The sequence below is a fragment of the Chryseobacterium ginsengisoli genome (genome assembly GCF_039542325.1).
GTDB classification, from domain to species: domain Bacteria; phylum Bacteroidota; class Bacteroidia; order Flavobacteriales; family Weeksellaceae; genus Chryseobacterium; species Chryseobacterium ginsengisoli.
This window is the reverse complement of record NZ_BAABHX010000002.1, coordinates 291,827-317,419: the sequence shown is the minus strand read 5'-3', so window position 1 is coordinate 317,419 and position 25,593 is coordinate 291,827. Positions and strand designations below refer to the sequence as shown.

The following is a 25,593-nucleotide window of genomic DNA, read 5'->3' as shown; positions in this document are numbered from 1 at the left end:
GATGCAAATATAAAAACATTTTGTCTATCAAACAAATCAATATCGATAAATAGAATCTATAATTGTTTTTGATATGAATACAAATAAAAAAGCCCTGAATTCAGGGCTTTTTGTTTATTTTAATCTTTAGTATTAAGCTTATCTTTAAGATCTTCAATTATCTTTTCATTGGCTTGATTTTGCTCAACCAATTTTTTGAATTCCTCTAAAAAATTATCGGGAAAATTATTGTTTATTGTAAAATCTTCACAGCTAACTTGTCCATTATTTTCGGTTATATTGTTAACGATTTTTGTTTCCAAAAAATATTCAAATTCCTTATCAAAAAACTGACAGACTTTATCCATCAACAAAAAATCTACTTTTTTCGAATTTCCACTTTCGATATTATGTAAAGTTCCTTGAGAAACTCCTAATTCAAAAGCTAGTTCACTTTGTGACAGATGTTTTTCTTCTCTTAAATTTTTGATCTTAGTTCCAATATTCATGTTTAATTTAATTAGTTTTCTGATTGAAATAATTAATTCTCTGGTTGGTAAAGGTATAAAGAATTTTTCATTTTTGTAACAAGCAATTGATCCGGAAAAAAATTGTAGTGTAACAAATTAATTTTAATTTTTAAACATTTAAATTATGAAAAATTTAAAGAAACTTTCGAGAAAAGATTTAAAAAATGTACAAGGTGGTAAAATTTATTCTGGTGGATCAGCAGGAGGATGTGGTGATATGTGTACACCGACTGGAGGTTCGGGTGACAGTTGTGCACAATTTGGGTTAACATGTGGCTTTTATCAGGATAAAAATGGTAATTGGTGCAATAGATGTTTGTAATCTAAATGGAATGAGACGTATAATTTACGTCTCATTATTTTTAATATGAATATTATCTTTGCATTATGGAAAAAAATAAATTTTTAAACGTTTCGTTGTTCTTTTTTTGTGTAATATTTTTTAATCACTTTTTTGCTCAAAGTCAATCATTTAAATATGATTTGGAATATAAACCAAATCCTTTAAAAGATAGTACTATTTTAGAAAAAATGGTTTTAGATATTGAAGATAGAAATTTATCTATTTTCAGAACAGAAGTTGAAAAAAAATCTGACTCTCTTATTGCAAAAACAGGTTTTGGTCTAGGAAGAAAACCTAGATTTGAAGATCAATTTTATATTGTAAAAAAATTACTTAATAATGAAATTCAAAAAAGTATCCAGACAATTTATTCTGAGATATTTTTTATAAAGATTCATGAAAAACTTGACTGGGAAATCTTATCTGAGAAAAGTAAAATAGCAAATTTCAATGTTCAAAAAGCAAAGGTTAATTATGGAGGCAGAAGTTGGACTGCCTGGTTTACTACTGAAATTCCTATTCAAGAAGGTCCTTATGTTTTTAAAGGTTTGCCTGGTTTAATTGTTAAAATTTCGGATGAAAAAAACGATTATAATTTTGTCTTAACTGAAATAAAAAATGGAGATCATAAAATTTATTATAGAAGTAAAGGTTCTGAACTAACTTGGGAACAATTTAAAAAACTTTCTGAAAATTATTATTCTGATCCTTTAACTCGAATAAAATCTATGGGAGCTCCTATTAAAGTTGATGACGGTAAGGGTAATGCTATTATTCCAGATATGAAACTTTATACTGACAAGATGAAAAGAAGAATAAAAGAAAATAATAATCCAATAGAATTGAATAATAAAATTGATTACAAATAAAAAAACGAATTTCTGGATTTGTACTGCTCATTACACTTACTATTTTAGGTGGATTAGGTTCGATCATACAGAGCAAGTATATGTAAACTGTTAGGTTATATGAAGAAAAAAGTTAACTTTAATGGGAAAAGAGTATTACTCTTTTCCTTTTTATTATTTTCTGCTATTTTTTACGGTCAAACATTCATTAGAAGTTCTGACGAAAAGGTCTTTAATAATGTTATTGTGAAACAAGATGGGAAAAATATTGAAATAAACAAAACCAATTTCAAAGATTTTTTATTTAAGCCCGATGATAAAATAGTTTATGATAATAGATTGTTGGATTTTTCTATAAACCAAGATAGTCTATATTTTTTTGACAAAGTAAAAGAGATTGAAGAGATTAATATAGTTGGGGAGAATCTTGGAAATAAGAATGAGAAAATAATAAAAAGTGGAGAAACTCAAAAGGTTTATGCAGATATTTTTCCAAATAATTATATAGCAACTTTTATAAAAATAGGTGCAAAAAAAAGGACATTTGTAAAATCAATTACCTTTTTTCCTGATAAAAGATTTTCCATAAAAAATTTATCTGGGAAAATTCAAATTCAAATAATGCCTAATCTAGGAGGTTTTCCCGATGAAGATTCAACAATCTTAACTTTTGAAAAAGATATGTCTGAAACTTATCAAAATAAATGGGAAATTGAACTACCAAGAATTATGAAATATCCTGACAATGGCTTCTTTGTTGTTTTTTACTATCAATCCAATAACAAAAAAATGACAGCAACATTAAAATTAAATAATGAATCAGATATGTTCTTGTTTTATCCAACAAACAAAGAATGGAAGTCAATAAAAAACAATGGATATTTATATAAATTAAAAATCTTACAATAATCTCTAGAATCTTTGAAAAATGAAAAATTATATATATGTAATATTTATTTTTTTTCTTTCCTGTAAGGAAGAGAAAATTGTAAAAAGTACAAACAACTTTAATCTTAAGAATAGCGATGAAATTTATAAAAAAATATCCAAAATTCCAGACAATCAATTAACTAAAATAGAGATTCCCGAATTTATTGATTTGGATACAATTGAAGGTAATAGTAAATTAGTTAGTATTACTATTAAAAATAAGGGACATCATAACTTAACTTCATTTGTTGTTAAACCTCCTTGCTCCTGCAACGAAGTATCAAAATATGATAGTCTAATGTTGCCAAATACTTCTCAAACATTTACTGTTAATATGAAATTTGACAAAATTGGTGATTTTTATCAAGGAATTACTCTATATGGAAGTTTTTACCCATATATAAAAAAAGTTTATGTTGAAGGTTATAGACGAAGGTAAATAATGTAAAATTGAAACGTGTGATTAGAAAGGATGTGTGCAAATAAAAAAGCAGCTAAAAAATAGCTGCTTTTCATTTATTCTAATAACCAAATATCTCAGTTAAGTTCAATTTCTTCACTTCACCGAGTTTCTTCATATCGGCTTCGTTTACTTTATCTTGGGAAGCAACTAAACAATAAGTATAGTTTTTACCTTTCATTTCCTTATCGTGGAAGCTGTTGATATCAGCAAACGTCAGTTTAGGAGCCTGTTCGTATGTATTTTTTCTGATATCTGTATTATTTCCAAGCTTTTGCGCTCTCAGATAAGAGAAGATAATTCCGTCCTGAGTAATTCTTTCAGAAGCGATCGATTTTTTCAATCCGCTTTTTGCTGTTTCAAACAACTGATCAGACTTTGGAAGGGTTGTTAAAAGCTCGTTCATTGCCGTTGTAGATTCGTTGAATTTATCAGCCTGAGTTCCTACATACGCCATAATCATATCCTTATCTTCTTTTTTACCAGGAAGCGAGAAGTAAGAATAAGTAGAATAGGCAAGAGCTTTAGACTCTCTGATCGTTTGGAAAACCACAGAACCCATTCCACCACCGAAATAATTATTGAATAAACTCACGGTCGGAGTGATCGTAGCATTATAAGCTTCACCATTTCTCATCCAGAAAACTTCTGCCTGAACCATATCATAATGCGCAAACAAAACTTTGTTTTTATCCGTCGGAATTTGCACAAAAGTTTTAGACTTCGGCATTTCTTTCAGCGAATTTGGAAGTTTGTGGATCAACGTTAAAGAAGATGAAACTTCATTTGCAGATTTTGGTCCGTAGTGAAGAATTTTATGTTTAAAATTAAATAAATCATGAAGTACATTCACCAAATCTTCTGCCTTTAAAGCATCTAATTCTGCATCAGTTAAAACATTATTGAATGGATTTTGAGGGCCATACTGAGCATAACTTCTCAATCCGCTCATGATCGTTCCTTTGTTCTGTTTTGCGTTGGCTCTGGCTTTTTTCAATCTTGCTTTATAAGAATCTAAAGCGCCTTGATCTGCCTGACAGTTTTTAATTAAATCTTCAAATAAAGCAGCAGTTTTATCAAAATTTTCATTTAAACCTTCTAAAGTTACATATGTTTCTTCGTTTCCTGCGCTTACATCAAAACTTGAAGCCAGCTTGTAAAACTCTTTACTGATGTCTTCTGAAGACTTATTTTTTGTACCTAAATATTGTAAATATTCTGCAGCCAGAGGAAGCATTTTATTATTCCATTTTCCTGAATCAAAATAATAATACAATCTGAAAAGTTCATTGTCTGTGTTTTTTACAGAAAGAACATCAACACTTTTTACTTTACTTTTATCGATATCTTTATCAAAATTCAACCAAACCGGGGAAATCGGATTTTCCGGCATTTCGTTGATTTTTTTAAGGAATGGCGACTGATCATCTCTGTTTACAGAAACCGGAGTGATCGTTGGTTTATCAACTTTTACGATATTCTTATCTTCACCTTTTCTTTTGAAAACAGCGACATAATTATTGTCTTTAAGATATCTCGAAGCGAAATCCATGATGTCTTTTTTTGTCAGTTTCGAGATTTCGTCGATGTACTGCAGCTGAGTTTTGTGGTCAACCTCAGAAGTGAATTCATCCATCAGAGATTCAGCTCTTGAATTGTATTTTTCGTACTTCTGAATGATATTTTTCTTCTCATTATTTACAATAGACTGAATAAGATCATCAGAAAATTCCCCTTTTCTTAATTTATCAATTTCCTGAAGTAATAAAGATTTTACATCGTCCAAAGATTGTCCTTCTGTAGGATTTCCCTGTAACAATAAAACCGAATAATCTTTCAAAACATATGGAAAAGCATAAGCGCTCAACAGTTTTTGTTTTTTAACAAGATCAAGATCGATCAATCCGGCTTGTCCGTTTGTAAGCAAACTTCCAATGAAATTCAGCATTCTTGCATCTTTCGTCGTAGCTCCCGGAAACCTGAATCCGATCATGATATTTTCTGGATTCGGACCGTAAACGTCTCTTGTAATCGGAGTTGTGATCGGGCTTTCCTGTCCGGGATTGTACACAGGGATTGCCTTGGTTTTCATATAAGAAAAATCCTTATCAATCTTTGCAATCATTTCATCAGGATTAAAATCTCCCGACATGATAATTCCCATGTTGTTTGGAACATAGTAATTGTTAAAATATTCTTTGATTGCTTTTAATGAAGGGTTTTTCAAGTGTTCAACCGTTCCGATGGTTGTCTGTTTTCCATAATTATTATTCGGGAAAATTGCAGCAAACATAGACTCCAGAACTTTTCTTCCGTCATTATCAAGACCTCTGTTTTTTTCTTCATAAACCGCTTCCAATTCCGTATGGAAAAGCCTTAAGATCGGTTGTCTGAAACGTTCTGCCTGAACTGCAAGAAATTTATCCGTTACATTTGCAGGAATATCCTCCGTGTAAACCGTTTGTTCGTAAGAAGTGAAGGCATTTGTTCCGTCTGCACCCATTCCCGACATCATTTTGTCGTATTCATTGGCAATGGCATATTTTGCAGCTTCTCCAGAGGTTTTATCGATTTCTTTATAAATTTCCTTTCTTTTTGCTTCGTCTTTTGTCGAATTATATTTTTCGTAAAGACCATCAATTTGATCTAAAAGCGGTTTTTCTTTCGCCCAGTCTTTAGAACCGAATTTATCCGTCCCTTTGAAAAGCATGTGTTCAAGATAATGCGCCAAACCTGTATGATCGGAAGGATCTGTTTTGCTTCCTGCTTTTGTAGCGATAAAAGTCTGGATTCTCGGATCTTTTTTAGTCGGACTTAAAATTACCGTTAAACCATTTTTTAATGTGTAGTATCTTGCAGAAGTAGGATCGTTGGTTACATATTTATAAGTGTAACCATTCGATTGTGCTTCTTTCCATTCGAAATCCTGTCCGTAAGCATATCCGCAGAAACTGGCTGCAGCGATACTTGTTGCAATTGTGATTCTCTTTAAAAAGTTCATTGTTTAATTAGGGTTGATTATTAATATTTTAAACTTGTTTAGATTTTTATTTTAACCGCAAAAGAATCAAAAGATTAATACTTAATTATTTAAGTTATTATTAAACCTTCAAATTAAGAGTATAGAAGTTTTAAAAATCAAAGATTTTATTCTTTTATAAACTTTTGTATTCTAAATTCATGTAAATAATATCTTTTGTTTCTTTTGTGGTTAAAATACTTGAAGATTATTTAGTTGAATTTATCCAATAAATCTTTCATTCTTTTCATCGCTTCTCTTAAATCTTCTTCAGAAGCTGCATAGGAAAATCTGATGCATTCCGGGCTTCCGAAAGAAACACCTCCAACGCAGCCAACATGAGCATTTTCAAGAATAAACATCGCGAAATCATCAGAATCTTTAATTTCAACTCCATCCAACGTTTTTCCGATATAGTGAGAAATATCCGGGAAGAAATAAAATGCAGCTTTTGGTAAAACCACTTTAAATCCTGGAATTTCTTTCATTAAATCATAAACAAGATCTCTTCTTACTTTAAAAGCATCGATCATATATTTATACTCGGAAGGATCTGTTTTTAAAGCTACAATTGAAGCTCTTTGTGCAACAGTATTTGCTCCGCTTGTCATTTGTCCCTGAACTTTTTCACAAGCTTTTGCCAACCATTCAGGACACGCGGAATAGCCGATTCTCCAACCTGTCATTGCGAAAGCCTTTGACATTCCGTTGATTACGGCTGTTTGTTCATAGACTTCAGGAAACTGAGCAATCGAAGTTGTTTTTGTTTCGTAATTAATGTATTCGTAGATTTCGTCTGAAATTATCGTTACGTGAGGATATTTAGCAACAACTTTTGCGATAGATTTTAATTCATCATAAGTGTAATATCCTCCGGAAGGATTACATGGCGAACTGAAAAGTACGGCTTTGGTTTTATCTGTAATCGCTTCTTCCAATTGTTCTGCAGTGATTTTAAAATCAGTAACATACGACGTCGGAAGCATAACAGAATTTCCTCCCATCATTTTTACCATTTCGTCGTAGCTTACCCAATAAGGATTCGGAAGGATAACTTCATCTCCATCATTGATAATTGCCGCTAAAACATTGATAATTGCCTGTTTAGCACCGTTTGAAACACAGATTTGTGAAGGTTTGTATTCTAAATTATTGTCTCTCTTTAGTTTATAAGCAATTGCTTCACGAAGTTCTAAAAATCCGGGAACAGGAGAGTAGTGACTGTAGTTTTCGTTGATCGCGTCAAAAGCCGCTTGTTTTATATTATCCGGAACATCGAAATCGGGTTCGCCCAAAGTTAAGCTGATGACATCTATTCCGCTGGCTTTCATTTCTCTAGCCTTATTCGACATTACAAAAGTTTGTGAGTAACCAAGTCTATTTACTCTATCTGAAAGTTTATTCATTTAAATTATTTCTATTTTAACAAATATATAATAAAAAGTATTTCTCAAAAAATTAAAATAAAACTAGTTTATAGGTTTTTTGTTCAGGTTGAAGTTTATCACTATGTTTGTAGTTATTCGAAAGATTTTAAACACCAAACAAAAAATAATGTACAAATTACTTTTCTTTTTCATCATGTCTTTTGCTTCGGCTCAGAATTATCGTTTCGTTTATGAATATAAAATGAAACCTGACGTAAATAAAAAAGATTCTATCATTACCGATTACATGAATCTTGATACAGACGGAAAAAATTCATATTTCTACAATTCAACAAAGTATGAAAGAGATTCAACTTATTCTGTGACAAAAAGTTATAAAGATTTATTATCGGCTAAATCTTATGATCAAAATTTAAGTTATATCGTGGAAAAAGATTATGCAAAAAAGGCAATGAATTTTTATGATAAATTCAAGACAGTCAATTTGTTAATTCCTGATAATGAAACTCCAAAATGGAAAATTGAGAAAGAATTTTTAAAGATCAATAATATCAATTGTCAAAAAGCAACTGCAAATTACAAAGGCAGAATTTGGGAAGCTTGGTTCAGTAAAGATTATCCTGTAAATGATGGTCCGTACAAGTTTTCAGGACTTCCGGGACTTATAGTAAGCATTAAAGATTCTGAAAATGATCATGCTTTTAATTTAATCCAGATCAAAAAAATAAAAGGAATTTTTTCACTTCTGCCAAAATCTACTAAACAAATGACATTTGCAGAGTATAAAAAAACGATGAATGGTTTTACTTTCAGCAATGACGATATTGAAAGTATGAGTATTAACAAACAGGCAGGTAAAATGGATATTCAGTTAAAAGATGGTTATATTGCCCAACTTGGACTTGATGATATCAAGAAAAATCCCAAATTAGACGAAGAAATTACCAAACGTTTAAGAAGAACCAATAATTATATCGAAAGAAATTAGACCCAAAAGATTGTCACTCGGCAATCTTTTATTTTTTGAGTTTTGAATAACGCTGATAAAAAACTTATTTTTGCTTTTTATAATATTTCACATGTCTACAACGTTACTACTAAAATACTTTCCGGATCTTACAGAAACACAGATTGATCAGTTCAATAAATTGGAAGATTTATACAATGAATGGAACGAAAAAATCAACGTAATCTCAAGAAAAGATATGGAATCTTTGTACGAAAAGCATATTTTACACTCTTTGGGAATTGCAAAAGTGATGGAATTTGCGCCGGGAACCAAAGTTTTGGATATCGGAACCGGAGGTGGTTTTCCGGGGATTCCTTTGGCGATTTTGTTTCCTGAGTCACAGTTTACTTTAATAGATTCTATCGGTAAAAAGATAACTGTAGTAAATGCTGTTGCAGAACGAATAGGATTAAAAAATGTAACCGGAATTCACGGGAGAGCAGAAAAATTAAAGGAAAAATTCCATTTTGTAGTAAGTCGTGCTGTGACGCAAATGCCTGAATTTCTGAGATGGCTGAAAGGCAAATTTGAAAAAGAACAGTTTAATCCAAAACACAACGGAATTTTATATTTAAAAGGCGGAGATCTTGCAGAAGAACTTGCCGGATTGAAATGTGAAATTTTCAGTCTTAAAAATTATTTTGATGAAGAATTTTATGATACTAAAAAAGTAGTGTATCTGTCAAAAGGTAATTTTAATTCTTAATTTAACATAATTAAGGAATAATTTTTGCCGAAATTATTAATAAAATTTTGTAGTTATGAGAAAGTTTTTCCATATTGGGTTTTCTGCATTGGTTTTAGGATTATTTTTTACTTCGTGTAATGACGACGACGATTATCAGACAATAGAAAATATTGATAAAATAAAAATTGATAGCGTAAAAATCATTAATGATACGATGGATGTTTTTGGCGTTCAAAGTATTAAAACATATTCTGCTTATCCTTCTCATTGTGAGGGGTTTTATGGATATGATTATGTTCATAATGATAATTTTGCAAGAACAGTAACGGCTTATAAATACATCACAAATGGTCCTTGCACACAGTCTGCTTATACGGCTGCAAGTCAGATCAATTTCAGCCCGCAACATGTTGGTACCTACACTTTTAAATTCTGGAATGGCGGCAATAACTGGATTGCCAAAACAATCGTAGTTGAGTAAAAAATAAATGAAAGGGATTTTTGTAGTTTGTTTTCTGATTTCCAATGCTTTATTTAGTCAAAAAATATATTGGACAGAGGAAACTAAATTAAAATGGAGTAATTTTAAAAGTAAAATAAATAATCAGCGTGGTGAAAATGTGGTTGCATACACCAACTGTGGCTGGATCTATTCCTACGTAAGATCCTCAAATCCAAAATCACCGATAAAAATAAAGATTGAAACAGTTTTCAATGAAGATAAATCTTGGAAAGATGTAAAAAGAATCAATAATTATGTGCTTTTACACGAACAAAAACATTTTGATGTAGCTGAAGTTTTTTCGAGAAAATTACGGAAAGAAGTCGCGGAAAAAATTAAAACAGGAAACGATTTCGATAAATATTTTCAGACTATTTACAACAGAATTCTTAAGGAATATCAGGATTTTCAAAAAGCTTATGACGGTGATACACATAATGGAATCGTCGAAGAAAAACAATCAGAATATAATCGTATTATTGCTGAAGAATTAGAAAATTATAAAAGCTATAAAGCGTCTTGAAGTTCCTCAATAAAATCATCAACGAATTATTAGCTCAAAACTCGGATCTTTCTGAGTTTAACATCGTTCTGCCTGGAAAACGTCCGATAGTTTTTATCCGGCAGATCCTCGAAGAAAATAATTATTCAGGGTTTCTTCCGAACTTCTTTACAGTGGAAGAATTAATTGACAGAATTGCAGATAAACAGGCTATTCAGGGAATTTCTTTATGGCTTTTTTCTTTTGATGTTTATAAAAGTCTTAATCTTATTCCAAATGATGATTTTTCCGAATTTTTAAAATGGTTTCCTACTTTGCAGAAAGATTGGGATGATATTTTGAAGTTTTCTGAAAGTGATCAGGCAGTGTTAGAATATATGTTTGATGAAGAAAGGATTAAGGAATGGGCGCAGGATTTGGGAGAAGATGACGATGTCCCGCGAAAAAAATTCCTTAATTTCTGGAAAAATATGAATATTTTTCTTCCAGCTTTAAAACAAAAATTAAAGGAAAAAAACTGGGCAACTTCCGGAATGATTCATGAAACGGCAAAAGCTAAAATTGTTGATTTTGCTAAAAATACTAAGGAGCAATTTGTTTTTTGCGGTTTTAATGCCTTTACTCCGGTTGAAGAAAAGTTGGTTAGAAGTCTTTTGCAATGGAATAAAGCACAGTGTTTTTTTCAGGCAGATCACTATTATTTTGATGATGAAAGACAGGAAGCGGGAAAGTTTCTTCGAAATCATAAAACTTGGAAAGAATTTGATGATAACAGGCTTTTCAACTGGATTGAAGATGACTTTAACCAGCCTAAAAATATAAAGGTCTACGAAGTTTCAGGAAATATTACACAAACGAAAATTTTACCGGAAATCTTTAAAGAAATAGAAAATAAAACTTATTCGAATACGGCAGTTGTTTTATTGGATGAAAATTTACTTCCTGCAAGCTTAGATGTAATGCATGGAGTTCAAAATCTGAATATTACGATGGGTTTTCCTCTGAAAAATCTTTCGTTTTCGAATGCTGTAAAACAGCTTTTTTATCTTCAGAAACAATTAGAGAAAAATAAGTCATCTTATTATTACCGTGATGTTTTTCCAATCCTTGAAGAGCTTCCGAAATCTGTTGAAGACGAGTTGGTTATCAATCAGTTTAGGACAAAAATAGAGGAGAGGAATATTGTCTATATCTCCAAAAAATTATTTCAGGAACTTTTGGGTGAACTTTCTTATTATGATTTACTTCGAAAAGCGGATTCTACAAGCATTTATTTGGACCTTCTTATTGAATTTTGTAAGAAAGTAAAATGGTTGGAAATAGATGATATTCAATACGAAAACGTTTCTCACTTCGAGAATTCATTTAGGATAATTAAGAATCAATTATCGCCGTATCAGTTTGAGATCAAAATGGAAACACTGGAAATTTTGATCAATCAGCATATTAATTCTGAAAGTATTGATTTTCAGGGTGAACCTTTACGAGGTTTACAGATTATGGGTTTATTGGAAACACGTCTTTTGAATTTTGAGAATGTAATTTTACTTTCCGTGAATGAAGGTAAATTACCGCTTGGAAATTCACAGAATACCTATATTCCTTTCGATATCAGAAGATTTTTTGATCTTCATACTTTCCTGGAAAATGACAGTATTTATGCTTACCATTTTTACCGGTTGATTCAAGATTCCAAAAATGTTCATCTGTTGTTTAATGCTTTGAGTTCGGGAGTAAACACGGGCGAAAAAAGTAGATTTATCACACAGATTGAAATGGAGAGTTCTCATAAAATTGAACATCTGATTATTGAAAATTCTTCTGAGCCGATTATTACTCAGCCGATCGAAATTTCTAAAACTAATATCGTTTTGGAAAGACTGGAAAAATGGAAAGAGAAAGTTTCAGCTTCACACCTTATAAGTTACCTTTACAATCCAATCGATTTTTATCTTTCTAAGATCTTAAAAACTTCTGAAAATGATGAAATTGAAGAAGAACTATCGGTTAGAAATTATGGAAATCTGGTTCACTATACACTTCAAGAAGTATATGAGGTTTTGAAAGGTAAAGTATTAAAAGAAAATGATTTAAAAGAATCAATTAAAGCAATAGATCGATATATTGAAATTGCTATTGATAAGCTAAAACATCAGCCTGAGTTTTATGAAAAAGGAATGAATTTCATACATAAAGCGATTGCCAAAAAAGTAATTGAAAGCATCCTGAATTATGATCTTGAATTGGTAAAATCAGGCAATAAACTAGAAATTTTAGACATAGAAAAGCGTTTCGAAAATGTAGATTTTTATCTTGATGAAAAGGATAAAATTTCTTTTTTCGGCTTCATTGACAGAATCGACAGACTGAACGGAACACTAAGAATTATAGATTATAAAACAGCAAAAATTAAGAATTTGACCGTTAAAATTGATGAATCAAATATTGATGAATATTTTCATAATGGCGACAGAAAGCAGGCGTTACAATTGTGTATTTATCATTACGTAGTTCAAAATCTTCCGGAATTTTGGGGATTGCCCATCGAAACAGGAATTTGGAGCTTTGCTGAAGCCAGAAAAGGTGTTGTTTCTTTACAATTTGATAAAGGAGATATTGATGATGCAATGAAATCTATTAAAAGCTTAATTGAAGAAATTTTAAATCCAAATATGAATTTTATTGAAGAAATAAAAGCGTATTCAAATTAAATTAATTTGTTGATTTTAAACAAAATAAAAGAGCCTGATTATTCATCAAGCTCTTTTTTATTTCAGTTTTCTAAATTCTAGAAAGCATTAATTCCTGTAATATCAAGACCTGTAATTAACAAATGAACGTCGTGAGTACCTTCGTAAGTAATCACAGATTCCAGGTTTGCAGCGTGTCTCATCATCGGGAACTCACCCATAATTCCCATTCCACCAAGGATTTGACGAGATTCTCTTGCGATTTCAATAGCCATATGTACATTATTTCTTTTTGCCATTGAAATTTGTGCAGGAGTTGCTTTATGATCATTTTTAAGCGTTCCTAACTGTAAGCAAAGTAATTGAGCCTTAGTTATTTCCGTTAAAAATTCAGCTAATTTTTTTTGTTGTAATTGGAATGATCCGATTGGTTTTCCAAACTGTTTTCTTTCTTTAGAATATTGAACTGCAGTGCAATAACAATCAATTGCAGCACCGATTACACCCCAAGAAATTCCGTATCTCGCTGAATTCAAACAAGATAAAGGTCCTTTCAAACCTGTAACTCCCGGAAGTAAATTCTCTTTCGGAACTTTCACATCATTGAAAACCAATTCTCCTGTTTTTGAAGCTCTTAAACTCCATTTGTTATGAGTTTCCGGAGTTGTGAAACCTTCCATTCCTCTTTCAACAATTAATCCCTGAACTTTTCCTTCTTCATTTTTTGCCCAAACTACGGCGATGTCGCAAAGAGGAGAATTTGTGATCCACATTTTAGCACCATTTAAAAGATAATGATCTCCCATATCTTTAAAATGAGTTTCCATAGAACCAGGATCAGAACCGTGATTAGGCTCTGTTAAACCGAAAGAACCAATCATTTCTCCGGCTGCTAATTTTGGTAAATATTTTCTTTTTTGTTCTTCAGAACCAAATTCATTAATTGGAAACATTACCAAAGAACTTTGCACGGAAGCTGCAGAACGTACTGCAGAATCGCCTCTTTCAAGTTCCTGCATAATCAGACCATAAGAAATCTGATCAAGACCTGAACCGCCATATTCAACAGGAATATATGGTCCTAAAGCTCCGATTTGCCCCAATTCTTTCATCAAATTAGGGATATCTGTATGATTCTGTGCTGCGTGATCTATTTGTGGCATTACAAAACTTTCTACCCAATCTCTCACAGATTGGCGGATAAGTTTATGTTCTTCAGTAAGTAAAGCATCGATCCCGTAATAATCAGGAATGCTTGTAAGGGAATAATATGACATTATATTTTAATTTTCCTAAAAATAAGACTTTTCATTATTGTAGAGAAATTTTTTTTTAATGTCTTTTAGTTGTTGATTTTTAATTGATTAAATTGAATTTTCTAAACAAAAAAGAGCAAAATTAATTTTCATCTTCGTTTGAAATAGGATACTCGTTGGTAGGATTATAAATTCTTTCTTTAAATTTATAAAGATAGGGCGCTTTATTGGCTGAGCCGTCATAAAGCTTCTCTAACCTTTCTAAAATGTTTAAACTTAATATCTTACGTTGAAAATTGTTTCTTCTAAAGGTTTCATTTAAAATCGTTTCATATAACAGCTGAAGATCCTTCATTGTGAATTTTTCAGGGAGAAGATTACTTGCAGCCACCTCGGTATTGATATTCATTCTTAAGTATTCAAGTCCGGTTTCGATGATTCTGTCGTGGTCAAAAGCCATTTTTGGAAGCTTATCTACTTCAAACCATTCGCAGCTTTCATTAAAGGCATCCGGAAAAGTATTTGCCATTGAAAAATCGATCAAACTGCAATAACCGACCGTGATGAATCGTTGGAAAATCCAGTGATCTTTAGGAACTTCAACGCCTTTATTATTTAGCAGGATTTGATGAACATTATTCTCCGTTCTGTCAATTCTTCCGAAGGTGTGAAATTGTTTAAGGAAAATATCTTTAAGATGAGTTCTTTCATGCAAAACACGCGCGGCTGCTTCACGAAGATCTTCATCATTAAACACAAAACCACCGGGAAGTGACCACAAATCCAGGTCGTGATACTTCAAAAGTAATACTTTCAGGATGTTATTATGAAAACCAAATATGGTGCAGTCAACAGATACATGCGCTACAAAGTCTTTTGTATCAATGAGTTCCTGAAGTGTTTCCTTATTTTTTTCGTTCTTGATTTCCATGACAGTAAAAATAAAATTATTTTCCAAATGTTTTATCAGCAAGTCTAAAATAAATTAAACTTATCATAAACATCACAATTACAGCGAGTAAAATATATACAGAATAAAAATTTAAAAGTTGCTTTCCAAATAAAACTGCCATAATAATTGAACTTATGGAACTTCCTAAAGATGAAAAAATGACAATTAATGAGGTAAAAAGGTTTGCTTTTGATTTATCAATTTTAGCAATCATTTTTGAATTGATAACAGGGTAGAGCGGCGACAGGAACAACCCGATTACCGGGAATAAAAATAGTAATGATTTTGAATCATCTGTGTTAAAAAACTGTATTCCGATGATGATAATTAATACTAAAACAATCAATGATAAACATAAAACGTAATATTTTGATAATGAAAATCTTTGGATAATATTTGCAGTAATTGTTCTGCCAATGTAAGAAAACAACGCTAAAAATGAAGAAGCCTGAAGGGCAAAAAATGAATTAACCTTTAAATGATTTTTATAAAAAGAAGGTAACCAGGAATTAAAACTTTGTTCCACAAAAACGATTGAAAAAATGACTGCTAAAAATGTTATTAGAAGAGGGTTAATTAAATTTGAAAGATCTTTAATAATATTTTCTTTCTCCGTTTTAATAGGTTCTGAAATTGGAAGTCTTGAAAATAAAAAGATCGTTATCGCCGATAAAACTGAAATTGACAGAAATCCAAATTTCCAAAATTCCGAGAACTGACTGGAAATGATCCAGCCGAAACCTGTATTCACAACAAAAATTCCTATCATGAAAGAAGCTTCAACGCTGTTCATGGTTTTTGCAAGAGATTTTTCGTCCGAAATATTATTTCGAATAATTCCAAAAACACAAATTTTTCCGATGGCAAAACAGGTTCCGATAATCGCAAACCAAAGTTTATAAAACCAAAATACTTCTACAAATGGTAAAATAAGTGAACAAATCCCAACAATTGTTAAAGCCAGAATTAATGATTTTTTCGTCCCGAATTTACTGATAAAGTTCACGGCAAAAAGAGAAATAAATGCGATCGGAAGATCCTTAAATGATTCTAAAAAACCAAGCTTATCATACGTGATTTTTGCCTCCGAAAGTTGAAGAATTACAATGCCCATGCAGTTTAACACCATTGAGAAAATTAGAAAAGTCAACTTGAGCGGAAGTGAAATTTTGGAGAGCTTGGTCGTCATTTTGGGGATTGTTTTTATTGGATTTTTAGGAAAATTTACAGTTTATGAGATAAAATTTATGCCTTTAAACCCCCAAAAATAAACGAAATATTAAAATAATTATTAATAAAATGTTAATTATTTAAAAAAAAATATATTTTTATTGTCTCAATTTGAGAATTAAAAAACTAACTGTATATGAATGTAAGAATATCTAGAAGTTTGGGAATGGTTGCAGTGCTATATTTCACTGCGAATTTCAGTGCCCAAAACACAAAGAAAGATACTGTTTCCAAAGAGACGAAAATCGAGGAAGTAGTAATGATCGGTTATGGTACTCAGAAGAAGAGTAATGTGACGGGTGCAATTTCAAGTATTAAGGCTGCGGACATTGATAACATTCCGGCGGGTAAACCTGAACAAGTATTACAAGGTAGAGCAGCGGGTGTAAATGTAATTTCAAATTCAGGGCAACCGGGTTCTGCGGCAACAATTCGTGTAAGAGGTATTACCAGTTATTATGCCAATAATGATCCTTTATGGGTAGTTGACGGAATTGTAGTAGATGGAATTGGCTGGCTGAATCAATCGGACATTGAAAGCATTGAAGTATTGAAAGATGGTGCTTCTTCTGCAATCTATGGAGTCTCTGCAGCAAGAGGGGTAATTTTGGTTACTACTAAAAAAGGGAAAAGAGGAAGATTAAATCTTTCTTATAATGGATCTTATGGTACAGCAAGAGCTTCAAGAAAATTAGATCTTTTGGATGCAACTCAGTATGCAACAATCTTAAATGAAGCTTATGTAAACGGTGGACAAAGCACGGTGTTCCAAAATCCACAATCTTTAGGAAAGGGTACAGATTGGCAAGATGCGATTTTTGGGACTGGTGAAAGATCTAATCATGAGATCAGTATCAGTGGAGGAAATGAAAAATCTACTTTCTACGGTTCATTCGGATATTTTGATCAGACAGGTATTGTAATGAGTGATATCTCTAATTACAAAAGATTAACAGGACGTTTAAACTCAACACACAAAGTTACAGACTGGTTAACAGTAGGACAGACTTTTGCTTATACTCATACAAAGTCTCAGGGAATTAATGCTAATGGTGAATTTGGAGGACCTTTAAGTTCTGCTGTAAATTTGGATCCTACAACACCTTTGGTTGTGACCGATCCTGCTGTAGCTAATTCAAGTACATATTCAAACCCTAATATTGTAAGAGATCCAAATGGAAATCCTTATGGTATTTCTAATTTGGTAGGTCAGGAAATGTCTAATCCGCTTGCTTTTAGATATACACAATTAGGAAATACAGGTTGGTCTGATGATTTTATTGCTAATATTTTTGCTGAAGTGAAATTTGCAAAAGATTTTACATTTAAATCGTCTATTAACGGTAAAAAATCATATTGGGGAAATCAAAGCTTTACACCACTTTTTTATCTTAATCCAAACTACAGTAATTTAAATTTTAATAGCTTAAGCAGAACAACTCAGCAAAAACTAGAGTGGAGTTTTGAAAATACGGTTAACTGGCAAAAGAAATTTGGAGAACATAATTTCAATGTTTTAGCTGGTACAGGTTATTACGAATATAATATTGGTTTCGGCCAAACAGTAACACATACTAACTTACCAATCAGCAGTTATCTGGATGCCTCTTTCAACTATTTTGTTCCACAGGATCAAAAAAATATGAATGCATGGGATTATGTAAATACTCATAAAGCATCATATTTTGGAAGAATTGTTTATGATTATGCTAATAAATATTTGTTTACAGGAACAATCAGACGTGATGGTTCTTCAAAATTTGGCGCTAATCATCATTGGGGAACTTTCCCTGCATTCTCCGTAGGATGGAATGTAGATAAAGAGAATTTCTGGCCGGAAAATAAAATAGTTAACAGTTTGAAATTACGCGGAGGATATGGGATTTTAGGAAATGATGGAATCGGAGATTTTCTTTTCGCCAGTTTCTATGTACCAGGAGCAAATTACACAAATGGAAATAATGTAATTATGCCGGGATATATTCCAAATACATTAGCAAATCCAGATTTGAAATGGGAAACTACTTCTCAATTAAATATCGCAGCAGATATTAAATTCTTAACTAATTTCAATTTAACTGTTGATGTGTATAAAAAGAAAACCTCGGATATTTTAAGACAAATCCAAATCCCTGGGTATGTGGGAGTAACAGTTGCTCCGACTGCAAATATTGGAGATATGGAAAATAAAGGGATAGAAGTAGAGCTTGGTTATAAGAAAAACTGGTCAGATTGGGGAGTTTCTGTGAACGGAAACTTTGCATATCTTAAAAATACTGTTACAAGTCTGGAGCAAGGAAGACAATATATTGACGGACCTGGATTCCAGTCTATGGGACCAGTTTCAAGAATTCAGGTAGGAGAATCTTACGGATCATTCTACGGGTATAAGAATTTAGGTATTTTCCAAAATCAGGATCAGATCAATGCTTATAAAAATGCAAACGGTCAACTAATACTTCCTGATGCAAAACCTGGAGATTTCATTTGGGCGGATACAAACGGAGACGGGAAAATAAGTGATGCTGATAAAGTTAATCTAGGAAATTCAGTTCCTAAATTTAATTTTGGTATGACTGTTAACTTGAACTACAAAAACTGGGATTTAATGGTTTTTGCTCAAGGACAAGCGGGAAACAAAATTTTCCAAGGTCTTAGACGTCTTGATATTTTGAATGCTAATTATCAAACGGCTATTTTAGATCGTTGGACAGGTGAAGGTACTTCTAACACAACACCAAGACTTACAACTAACGATACCAACCACAATTATACTTGGATGTCCGATTATTATTTGCAAAAAGGTGATTATGTAAGAATAAAACTGGTTCAGTTAGGTTATACTCTTCCTCAATCTATGACACAAAATTTTGGGGTAAGTAAATTACGTTTTTATGTGACAGGGGAAAATCTTTTCACATTTACAAAATACACAGGTTACGACCCTGAAATTGCAGCTGGTGATAGCTTTGGTATAGACAGAGCATATTATCCACAAGCTAAAACTTTTCTTTTCGGAGCTAACGTTACATTCTAAATAAGATTAAAAAAATGAAAAATAAAATATTTAAAATAAGCATAGCAGCATCATTATTTATCGGAACCGGATTAATCAATGTAGCTTGTAATACAGATAATCTTGAAGACGTAAAAAATCTTGGAGCATTTGATACAAATAATTTCTTCAGAAATGAGCAAGAATGTTTCTTCGCTCTTGTAGGAACATACGATCCATTAAGAAAATATGCAGGTGGTTTTGAAAATATGGTGACATTTTTTAATGCAGGATCTGATGATTTTTATGCAGGAGGGGGAAGTTCAACAGACGGTGCAGGGATTCAGGGATTATCGAATTATCAATTGAACCCGAATACAATGCCTGCAAGCTATTGGAGAGATTATTATCAGGGAATTTCCAGAGCTAATGTTTTGATAGAAAAAATTCCTGCGGCAGACATGAGTGATGCCGTAAAGAATAGATTCACAGGAGAAGCTAAAACTTTAAGAGCTTTATATTACTTTGAGCTCGTAAGAATGTTTGGAAATATACCTTTAATTCTTAAAGAAATTAAAGCTACAGACGATTATTATAACATTCCTCAAGCTCCTAAAGCTGCAGTATATGCTCAGATTGAGGCAGATTTACTTGCTGCTATTCCAGGATTACCAATGACAGTTTCGGGAGATCAAAAAGGAAGACTAACCCAAGGAGCTGCAAAAGCATTGCTTGGAAAAGTTTATTTATTCGATAATAAAAAAGCTGAAGCGGCTGCACAGTTTGCTGACGTAAATGGAACTCCTGGCGGAACAAACCAGTATGGATACAAATTGGTAAGTGATTTCGCAAGTCTTTGGATTACAGATAATAAATTCACTACAGAGTCGATCATCGAAGTGATGCATACCAACAAAGGAAATTCTGACTGGAGTTTCTGGGGGCAAGGTAACGACGAAGGAAACTCTACTAATATTATGGTCGCTCCAAGAGGATATAGTAAGAAAACTGCGGATGCACCAGATGTTGTTGCAGGATGGGCATTTAATGCTATTACAACAGATTTATTCAACTTTATGCAAGGTGATCCAAGAATGAATGCTACAATTCTGAATGTAAAAGCTCTTAAAGAGCAAAATAAAGCTGATTATTCACCTGCTTATATGGATAGTGGATATTTCTTAAATAAATATATGCCAACAAAAGACGAAGTAACAACTTTGCCTGGTCCTGCAGAATTAAATTATCGTCAAAATTATATTTATCTTAGACTAGCAGATACATATTTAATGGAAGCTGAAGCACTTAATGGTGCGGGATCAAGAGCACAAGCTTTGCTGGATGCTGTAAGAGCAAGAGTTGGTTTAGCATCAGTTCCTGTTTCTATGCAGGCTATTAAAGATGAAAGAAGAAGAGAATTAGTAGGTGAAGGGCACCGTTGGTTTGATTTGGTAAGATGGGGCGATGCTCCTGCAAAATTAGGTTCAAGAGGTTTTGTAGCTGGTAAAAATGAAATTTTACCAATTCCTTACACAGAACTTACAGGAACAATTCTAAAACAAAATCCTAACTATTAATTTAAATAAAACAATGATAACTAAATATATTAATAAAACCATTTTATTGGGTTCAGCAATGTTTTTCTTTGCAAGTTGTTCTCCAGACACCATAGATGGTGAAGGAAACGGTCTTTCTCAGGGATCTGTAGATGGTACTTTTAAAGTAGCAAAAACAGCAGAAAACAGATATAGATTAACTACAAATGCCAATAACTACATCATGACAAAATGGAATATTGATGATGAAGGTTTTAATATAGGAACAAACATACAGGATATTTTTCTTCCGGATGCAGGAACCTACGTAATAGAACATCAAGCGTATGGAATTGGTGGAGTTTTAGCTGGTAAAGGAACTCAGACTATTACTGTGCCTACTTCAGATCCTATTGCCGGAAATATGATTCTTGGCGGTAGATTTGATACACCAGACGAAGTCTCAAAATGGACAACTCACAAAATAAGTACTTCAGGAGCACAATGGGTTTTTGCCAATGGTAAAGCTACTATTGTTGCATCAGGTGGTGCTCAACAGGGTATTTTTCAGGCCATAAATGTTGTTGCAGGACAAAAATATTCAATTGATATGGTTGCTTCATCCGATACGGCTTTAGTAGACACATGGTTTGAAGTTTATGTCTTAAATAGTATTCCTGTTACGGGTCAGGATATATCAGGAACAGTTTATAGAAATATTAATACATGGTCAGGATGTGGAAAATCTGCATTCAAAGGAAAAGTATCATCTGTAGGATGTGATGGTTCAAAAAATGGAGGTGTTTATACAGCGACAACTACAGGAACTGTCTATTTGGAGATAAAATGTGGAGGATCAACTGTTAACAGTTTAAGTATCGATAAAGTAGAATTTCGTAGAATGCAATAATTTTTTGCAATATTAAATTGATATGAAATCACAATATTCATATAGTTTCGTACTTAGAAGTGCTGCACTTTGCAGTGTAGCGCTTCTTTCTTTTTTAAACTGTAGCAGCACATCTTCAGATTTAGCTAATAATAGCGATAATTCAGGGAACAACGGAGGTGGAGGTACTTCCGGAGATCCGGTACAGGTATGGTTGACAAAAGGAGATCAGACAGTGAAACTACAACAACAGGGTACAGCTTATTTTTCTGGAACTTCAGGAACCGGGACGACAATCGAAGTAGATGCTTCGCAGGTTTTCCAAAGTATTGATGGTTTCGGATATACGCTTACCGGAGGAAGTGTTCAGGTGATCAATCAGCTGAATACAGCCAAGAAACAGGAATTATTGAATGACTTATTCAGTAGTTCAGGAATTGGTATTAATTATTTAAGAGTCAGCATCGGTGCTTCAGACCTGAACAGCGAAGTTTTTTCTTATGACGATATGCCGACAGGACAGACAGATCCTACACTTGCCCAATTTAGTTTGACTAAAGATCAGGCTGTTATACAGATGTTAAAAGATATTTTGATGATTAATCCGAATATTAAAATCTTAGCAACACCTTGGTCACCGCCGGTTTGGATGAAAGACAATGGAAATACAATTGGAGGAAGTTTAAAACCTGAATTTTACGGAGTTTATGCTCAATATTTTGTAAAATATATTCAGGCAATGCAGGCTCAGGGAATTAAAATCGATGCCATCACACCACAAAACGAACCATTACATCCCGGAAATAATCCGAGTATGTATATGACTTCAACGGATCAGACGAATTTTATCAAAAATAATTTAGGTCCCGCTTTCCAGGCTGCAAATATTAATACTAAAATTATTGCTTACGATCACAATTGCGATAATCCGGCTTATCCTTTAGCTGTTTTAAATGACACGGCTGCGAATCCTTATGTTGACGGATCGGCTTTTCATTTGTACGCTGGAGATATTTCGGCTTTAAGTACAGTTCATAATTTATTTCCGAATAAAAACGTATATTTTACAGAACAATGGACAAGTTCTACAGGAGGTTTTTCCGGAGATTTGGATTGGCATGTGAAAAATGTTGTCATTGGATCAATGAGAAACTGGAGTAAGACAGCTTTGGAATGGAATGTAGCAAATGATGCTTCGTTTGGACCGCATACATCAGGTGGCTGTACCCAATGTAAAGGTGCAATTACAGTGAATGGAGCAGCAGGTTACGACAAAAATGTTGCCTATTATATTATTGCTCATGCCTCGAAATTTGTTCCTGTAAATTCTCAGAGAATTGCTTCTACGCAAAACGATAATCTTTCAACGGTAGCTTTCAAAACTCCGGTGGGGAAAACAGTTTTGATTGTTCAGAACAGCAATTCTACGGAAAAAGCGTTCAATATTAAGTATAATCAAAAAACAGCTTCTGTGACAATTCCGGGAGTTTCAACCGCAACATATATTTTCTAAAATTAAAAAATGAAAAGAGTTTATTTCATATTAGCTTTTACAGCATTAGGATTCAATGCATTCGGACAAAAGACAATTGATCAGAAAGTCTCTGAGCTATTGTCAAAAATGACGTTAGAAGAAAAAATAGGACAGTTGGTTCAATACAGCGGTTTTGAATACGCAACAGGTCCTCAGAATTCCAATTCTGCAAATGTTTTAAATGAAATAAAACAAGGAAAAGTCGGTTCCATGCTCAACGTGGCGGGAGCCGAGGAAACCAGAAAATTTCAGGAATTAGCTTTAAACTCAAGATTAAGAATTCCTTTATTATTTGGACAGGATGTTATTCATGGATACAGAACAACGTTTCCTGTAAATTTAGGCCAGGCTGCAAGTTGGGATTTAAAATTAATTGAAAAATCAGAAAGAATCGCAGCGACAGAAGCATCTGCCTACGGAATTCACTGGACGTTTGCTCCAATGGTCGACATCGCAAGAGATCCGAGATGGGGTAGAGTAATGGAAGGTTCTGGTGAAGATACTTACTTAGGAACTCAAATTGGTTTGGCAAGAATCAAAGGTTTTCAGGGAAAAGGTTTGGGTAATCTTGATGCGATTATGGCTTGTGCAAAGCATTTTGCAGCGTATGGAGCTGGAGTTGGCGGAAGAGATTACAATTCTGTAGATATGAGTTTAAGACAACTGAACGAAACTTATCTTCCACCTTTCAAAGCAGCTGCGGAAGCTGGTGTTGCGACTTTTATGAATTCTTTTAACGATATCAATGGAATTCCGGCAACGGGAAACAAATATATCTTAAGAGATTTGTTAAAAGGCAAATGGAACTATAAAGGTTTTGTGGTTTCAGATTGGGGAAGTATCGGCGAAATGGTTTCTCACGGTTATGCAAAAGATAATAAAGAAGCAGCCGAAAAAGCTATTAATGCCGGAAGCGACATGGATATGGAAAGCCGTGCTTACATGGCTGAACTTCCAAATTTAGTTAAAGAAGGAAAGGTTGATCCTAAGCTGATTGATGATGCAGCAAGAAGAATTTTGGTTAAAAAATTTGAAATGGAATTATTCGATGATCCTTACAGATTCAGCAACGAAAAAAGACAGAAAGAGCAGTTAAACAATCAGGAAAACAGAAAATTCGGGAGAGAATTTGGTTCAAAAAGTATTGTTTTGCTTAAAAATCAAAAGAACATTCTTCCGCTTTCAAAATCGACAAAAACTGTTGCTTTAATTGGTCCTTTCGGAAAAGAAACTTCTGCCAATCACGGATTTTGGTCGATTGCTTTCAAAGATGATAATCAAAGAATCATTACTCAGTTTGATGGGATTAAAAATCAATTAGATAAAAATTCAACGTTGTTGTATGCAAAAGGTGCAAACGTTGATGATCAGGACAAATCGATGTTTGCTGAAGCGGTGGAAACAGCAAAAAAAGCAGATGTTGTGATCATGACTTTAGGCGAAGGTTCAGCAATGAGTGGTGAGGCGAAAAGTAGAAGTAATCTGCATTTTACAGGAGTTCAGGAAGATCTTCTAAAAGAAATCGCAAAAACAGGAAAACCAATTGTCTTAATGATCAATGCAGGAAGACCTTTGGTTTTTGACTGGGCTGCAGACAATATTCCGACCATTGTTTACACTTGGTGGTTGGGAACGGAAGCTGGAAATTCTATCGCAGATGTACTTTTCGGAACAGTAAATCCGGGTGGAAAACTTCCAATGAGTTTTCCTAGAACAGAAGGGCAAATTCCTGTTTATTATAACCATTATAATACTGGAAGACCAGCGAAAAATAATACAGACAGAAACTATGTTTCAGCTTATATTGATTTGGATAATGATCCGAAATTTCCTTTTGGTTTTGGTTTAAGTTACACTCAATTTAAATATTCTGATATGAATTTAAACTCAACCAATCTTAAAGGAAATCAAAATTTAAACATCAGTGTAAATGTTTCTAATACGGGAAATTACGATGGGGAAGAAGTGGTTCAGCTGTACATCAGAGATCTTTTCGGAAAGGTAGTCAGACCTGTGAAAGAATTAAAAGGTTTCCAAAAAATATTCATTAAAAAAGGAGAAAGTAAAACAGTTAATTTTACATTAACTCCGGAAAATTTAAAATTCTATGATGATCAGTTAAACTTTGATTGGGAAGGTGGAGAATTCGACATTATGGTCGGAACCGATTCTCAAAATGTTCAGACAAAAAGAATTAATTGGTCAAAATAAATATTAGTTTACTTACTAAGAGCGGGATGAAACCCGCTTTTGGTGGTAAAAGACTGAATGTTTTTTATAAAAACATTAATAGAAAGCATTGTTTGTCATTCTG

The 25,593-nt window shown here is 32.9% G+C and carries 20 protein-coding genes; 14 read left to right on the top strand and 6 right to left on the bottom strand.

The annotated features are described in order from the left end of the window. Window positions 1-119: 119 nt before the first annotated feature. Window positions 120-488 (bottom strand): helix-turn-helix domain-containing protein, encoded by a 369-nt coding sequence (locus ABD940_RS06495; protein WP_345201244.1) that lies wholly within the window; start codon window positions 486-488, stop codon window positions 120-122. 145 nt (window positions 489-633) lie between these two features. On the opposite strand from ABD940_RS06495, the gene ABD940_RS06490 reads away from it, so the two are divergent. The 4 genes from ABD940_RS06490 to ABD940_RS06475 all read left to right on the top strand — a co-directional run bounded on the left by ABD940_RS06490 (window position 634) and on the right by ABD940_RS06475 (window position 3,069). Continuing rightward, window positions 634-831: a bacteriocin-like protein gene (locus ABD940_RS06490; RefSeq protein WP_345201241.1), complete on the top strand. Its 198-nt coding sequence runs from the start codon at window positions 634-636 to the stop codon at window positions 829-831. Window positions 832-896: 65 nt separating this feature from the next. Then, window positions 897-1,721: a GLPGLI family protein gene (locus ABD940_RS06485; RefSeq protein WP_345201239.1), complete on the top strand. Its 825-nt coding sequence runs from the start codon at window positions 897-899 to the stop codon at window positions 1,719-1,721. 99 nt (window positions 1,722-1,820) lie between these two features. Then, a complete protein-coding gene (locus ABD940_RS06480; RefSeq protein WP_345201237.1) occupies window positions 1,821-2,609 on the top strand; it encodes a hypothetical protein in 789 nt (262 codons plus the stop codon). 19 nt (window positions 2,610-2,628) lie between these two features. Beyond that, on the top strand, window positions 2,629-3,069 hold the full coding sequence (locus ABD940_RS06475) for a DUF1573 domain-containing protein (protein ID WP_345201235.1): 441 nt from the start codon (window positions 2,629-2,631) through the stop codon (window positions 3,067-3,069). A gap of 82 nt (window positions 3,070-3,151) precedes the next feature. Here the strand turns inward: ABD940_RS06475 and ABD940_RS06470 are convergent, their stop codons facing one another. Together ABD940_RS06470 and ABD940_RS06465 are read right to left on the bottom strand one after the other, a co-directional pair. Continuing rightward, a complete protein-coding gene (locus tag ABD940_RS06470) occupies window positions 3,152-6,091 on the bottom strand; it encodes a M16 family metallopeptidase (RefSeq protein WP_345201233.1) in 2,940 nt (979 codons plus the stop codon). Window positions 6,092-6,321: 230 nt separating this feature from the next. Next, complete coding sequence (locus ABD940_RS06465) at window positions 6,322-7,515, bottom strand: pyridoxal phosphate-dependent aminotransferase (protein WP_345201230.1); 1,194 nt, start codon at window positions 7,513-7,515, stop codon at window positions 6,322-6,324. A 148-nt stretch (window positions 7,516-7,663) separates the two neighbouring features. Here ABD940_RS06465 and ABD940_RS06460 point away from each other — a divergent pair, with 148 nt between their 5' ends. The 5 genes from ABD940_RS06460 (at window position 7,664) to ABD940_RS06440 (ending at window position 12,909) form a co-directional block, all read left to right on the top strand. Continuing rightward, window positions 7,664-8,485, top strand: coding sequence for a GLPGLI family protein (locus tag ABD940_RS06460; RefSeq protein WP_345201228.1), 822 nt, complete (start codon window positions 7,664-7,666; stop codon window positions 8,483-8,485). A gap of 91 nt (window positions 8,486-8,576) precedes the next feature. Continuing rightward, window positions 8,577-9,212 (top strand): 16S rRNA (guanine(527)-N(7))-methyltransferase RsmG, encoded by a 636-nt coding sequence (gene rsmG / locus ABD940_RS06455; protein WP_345201226.1) that lies wholly within the window; start codon window positions 8,577-8,579, stop codon window positions 9,210-9,212. Between the two features lie 55 nt (window positions 9,213-9,267). Continuing rightward, window positions 9,268-9,675 (top strand): hypothetical protein, encoded by a 408-nt coding sequence (locus ABD940_RS06450; RefSeq protein WP_345201224.1) that lies wholly within the window; start codon window positions 9,268-9,270, stop codon window positions 9,673-9,675. Window positions 9,676-9,682: 7 nt separating this feature from the next. Beyond that, window positions 9,683-10,219: a DUF922 domain-containing protein gene (locus tag ABD940_RS06445; RefSeq protein ID WP_345201222.1), complete on the top strand. Its 537-nt coding sequence runs from the start codon at window positions 9,683-9,685 to the stop codon at window positions 10,217-10,219. After that, the gene (locus ABD940_RS06440) at window positions 10,216-12,909 is read left to right on the top strand and encodes a PD-(D/E)XK nuclease family protein (protein WP_345201220.1); all 2,694 of its coding nucleotides are present in this window, start codon (window positions 10,216-10,218) and stop codon (window positions 12,907-12,909) included. Before ABD940_RS06445 ends, ABD940_RS06440 begins: the two co-directional genes overlap by 4 nt. 77 nt (window positions 12,910-12,986) lie before the next feature. On the opposite strand, the gene ABD940_RS06435 is transcribed toward ABD940_RS06440, so the two are convergent. From ABD940_RS06435 to ABD940_RS06425, 3 genes are all read right to left on the bottom strand, one after another. Further along, the gene (locus tag ABD940_RS06435; RefSeq protein WP_345201218.1) at window positions 12,987-14,165 is read right to left on the bottom strand and encodes an acyl-CoA dehydrogenase family protein; all 1,179 of its coding nucleotides are present in this window, start codon (window positions 14,163-14,165) and stop codon (window positions 12,987-12,989) included. A gap of 121 nt (window positions 14,166-14,286) precedes the next feature. Then, window positions 14,287-15,075 (bottom strand): NUDIX hydrolase, encoded by a 789-nt coding sequence (locus ABD940_RS06430; RefSeq protein WP_345201216.1) that lies wholly within the window; start codon window positions 15,073-15,075, stop codon window positions 14,287-14,289. Between the two features lie 16 nt (window positions 15,076-15,091). Further along, window positions 15,092-16,225, bottom strand: a complete 1,134-nt coding sequence (locus ABD940_RS06425) for an MFS transporter (RefSeq protein WP_345201214.1) — start codon at window positions 16,223-16,225, stop codon at window positions 15,092-15,094. 237 nt (window positions 16,226-16,462) lie between these two features. Here ABD940_RS06425 and ABD940_RS06420 point away from each other — a divergent pair, with 237 nt between their 5' ends. Genes ABD940_RS06420 through bglX form a run of 5 tightly spaced genes read left to right on the top strand, consistent with a single transcriptional unit; the run spans window position 16,463 to window position 25,490 of the window. After that, window positions 16,463-19,363, top strand: a complete 2,901-nt coding sequence (locus tag ABD940_RS06420; protein WP_345201212.1) for a SusC/RagA family TonB-linked outer membrane protein — start codon at window positions 16,463-16,465, stop codon at window positions 19,361-19,363. 14 nt (window positions 19,364-19,377) lie between these two features. Next, window positions 19,378-20,898, top strand: coding sequence for a RagB/SusD family nutrient uptake outer membrane protein (locus ABD940_RS06415; RefSeq protein ID WP_345201210.1), 1,521 nt, complete (start codon window positions 19,378-19,380; stop codon window positions 20,896-20,898). Window positions 20,899-20,911: 13 nt separating this feature from the next. Further along, window positions 20,912-21,766: a hypothetical protein gene (locus tag ABD940_RS06410; RefSeq protein WP_345201208.1), complete on the top strand. Its 855-nt coding sequence runs from the start codon at window positions 20,912-20,914 to the stop codon at window positions 21,764-21,766. A gap of 22 nt (window positions 21,767-21,788) precedes the next feature. Beyond that, entirely contained in the window at window positions 21,789-23,258 is a 1,470-nt protein-coding gene (locus ABD940_RS06405; protein WP_345201205.1) for a glycoside hydrolase family 30 protein, read from the top strand. A 9-nt stretch (window positions 23,259-23,267) separates the two neighbouring features. Further along, a complete protein-coding gene (bglX, locus tag ABD940_RS06400) occupies window positions 23,268-25,490 on the top strand; it encodes a beta-glucosidase BglX (RefSeq protein ID WP_345201202.1) in 2,223 nt (740 codons plus the stop codon). Window positions 25,491-25,593 lie beyond the last annotated feature (103 nt).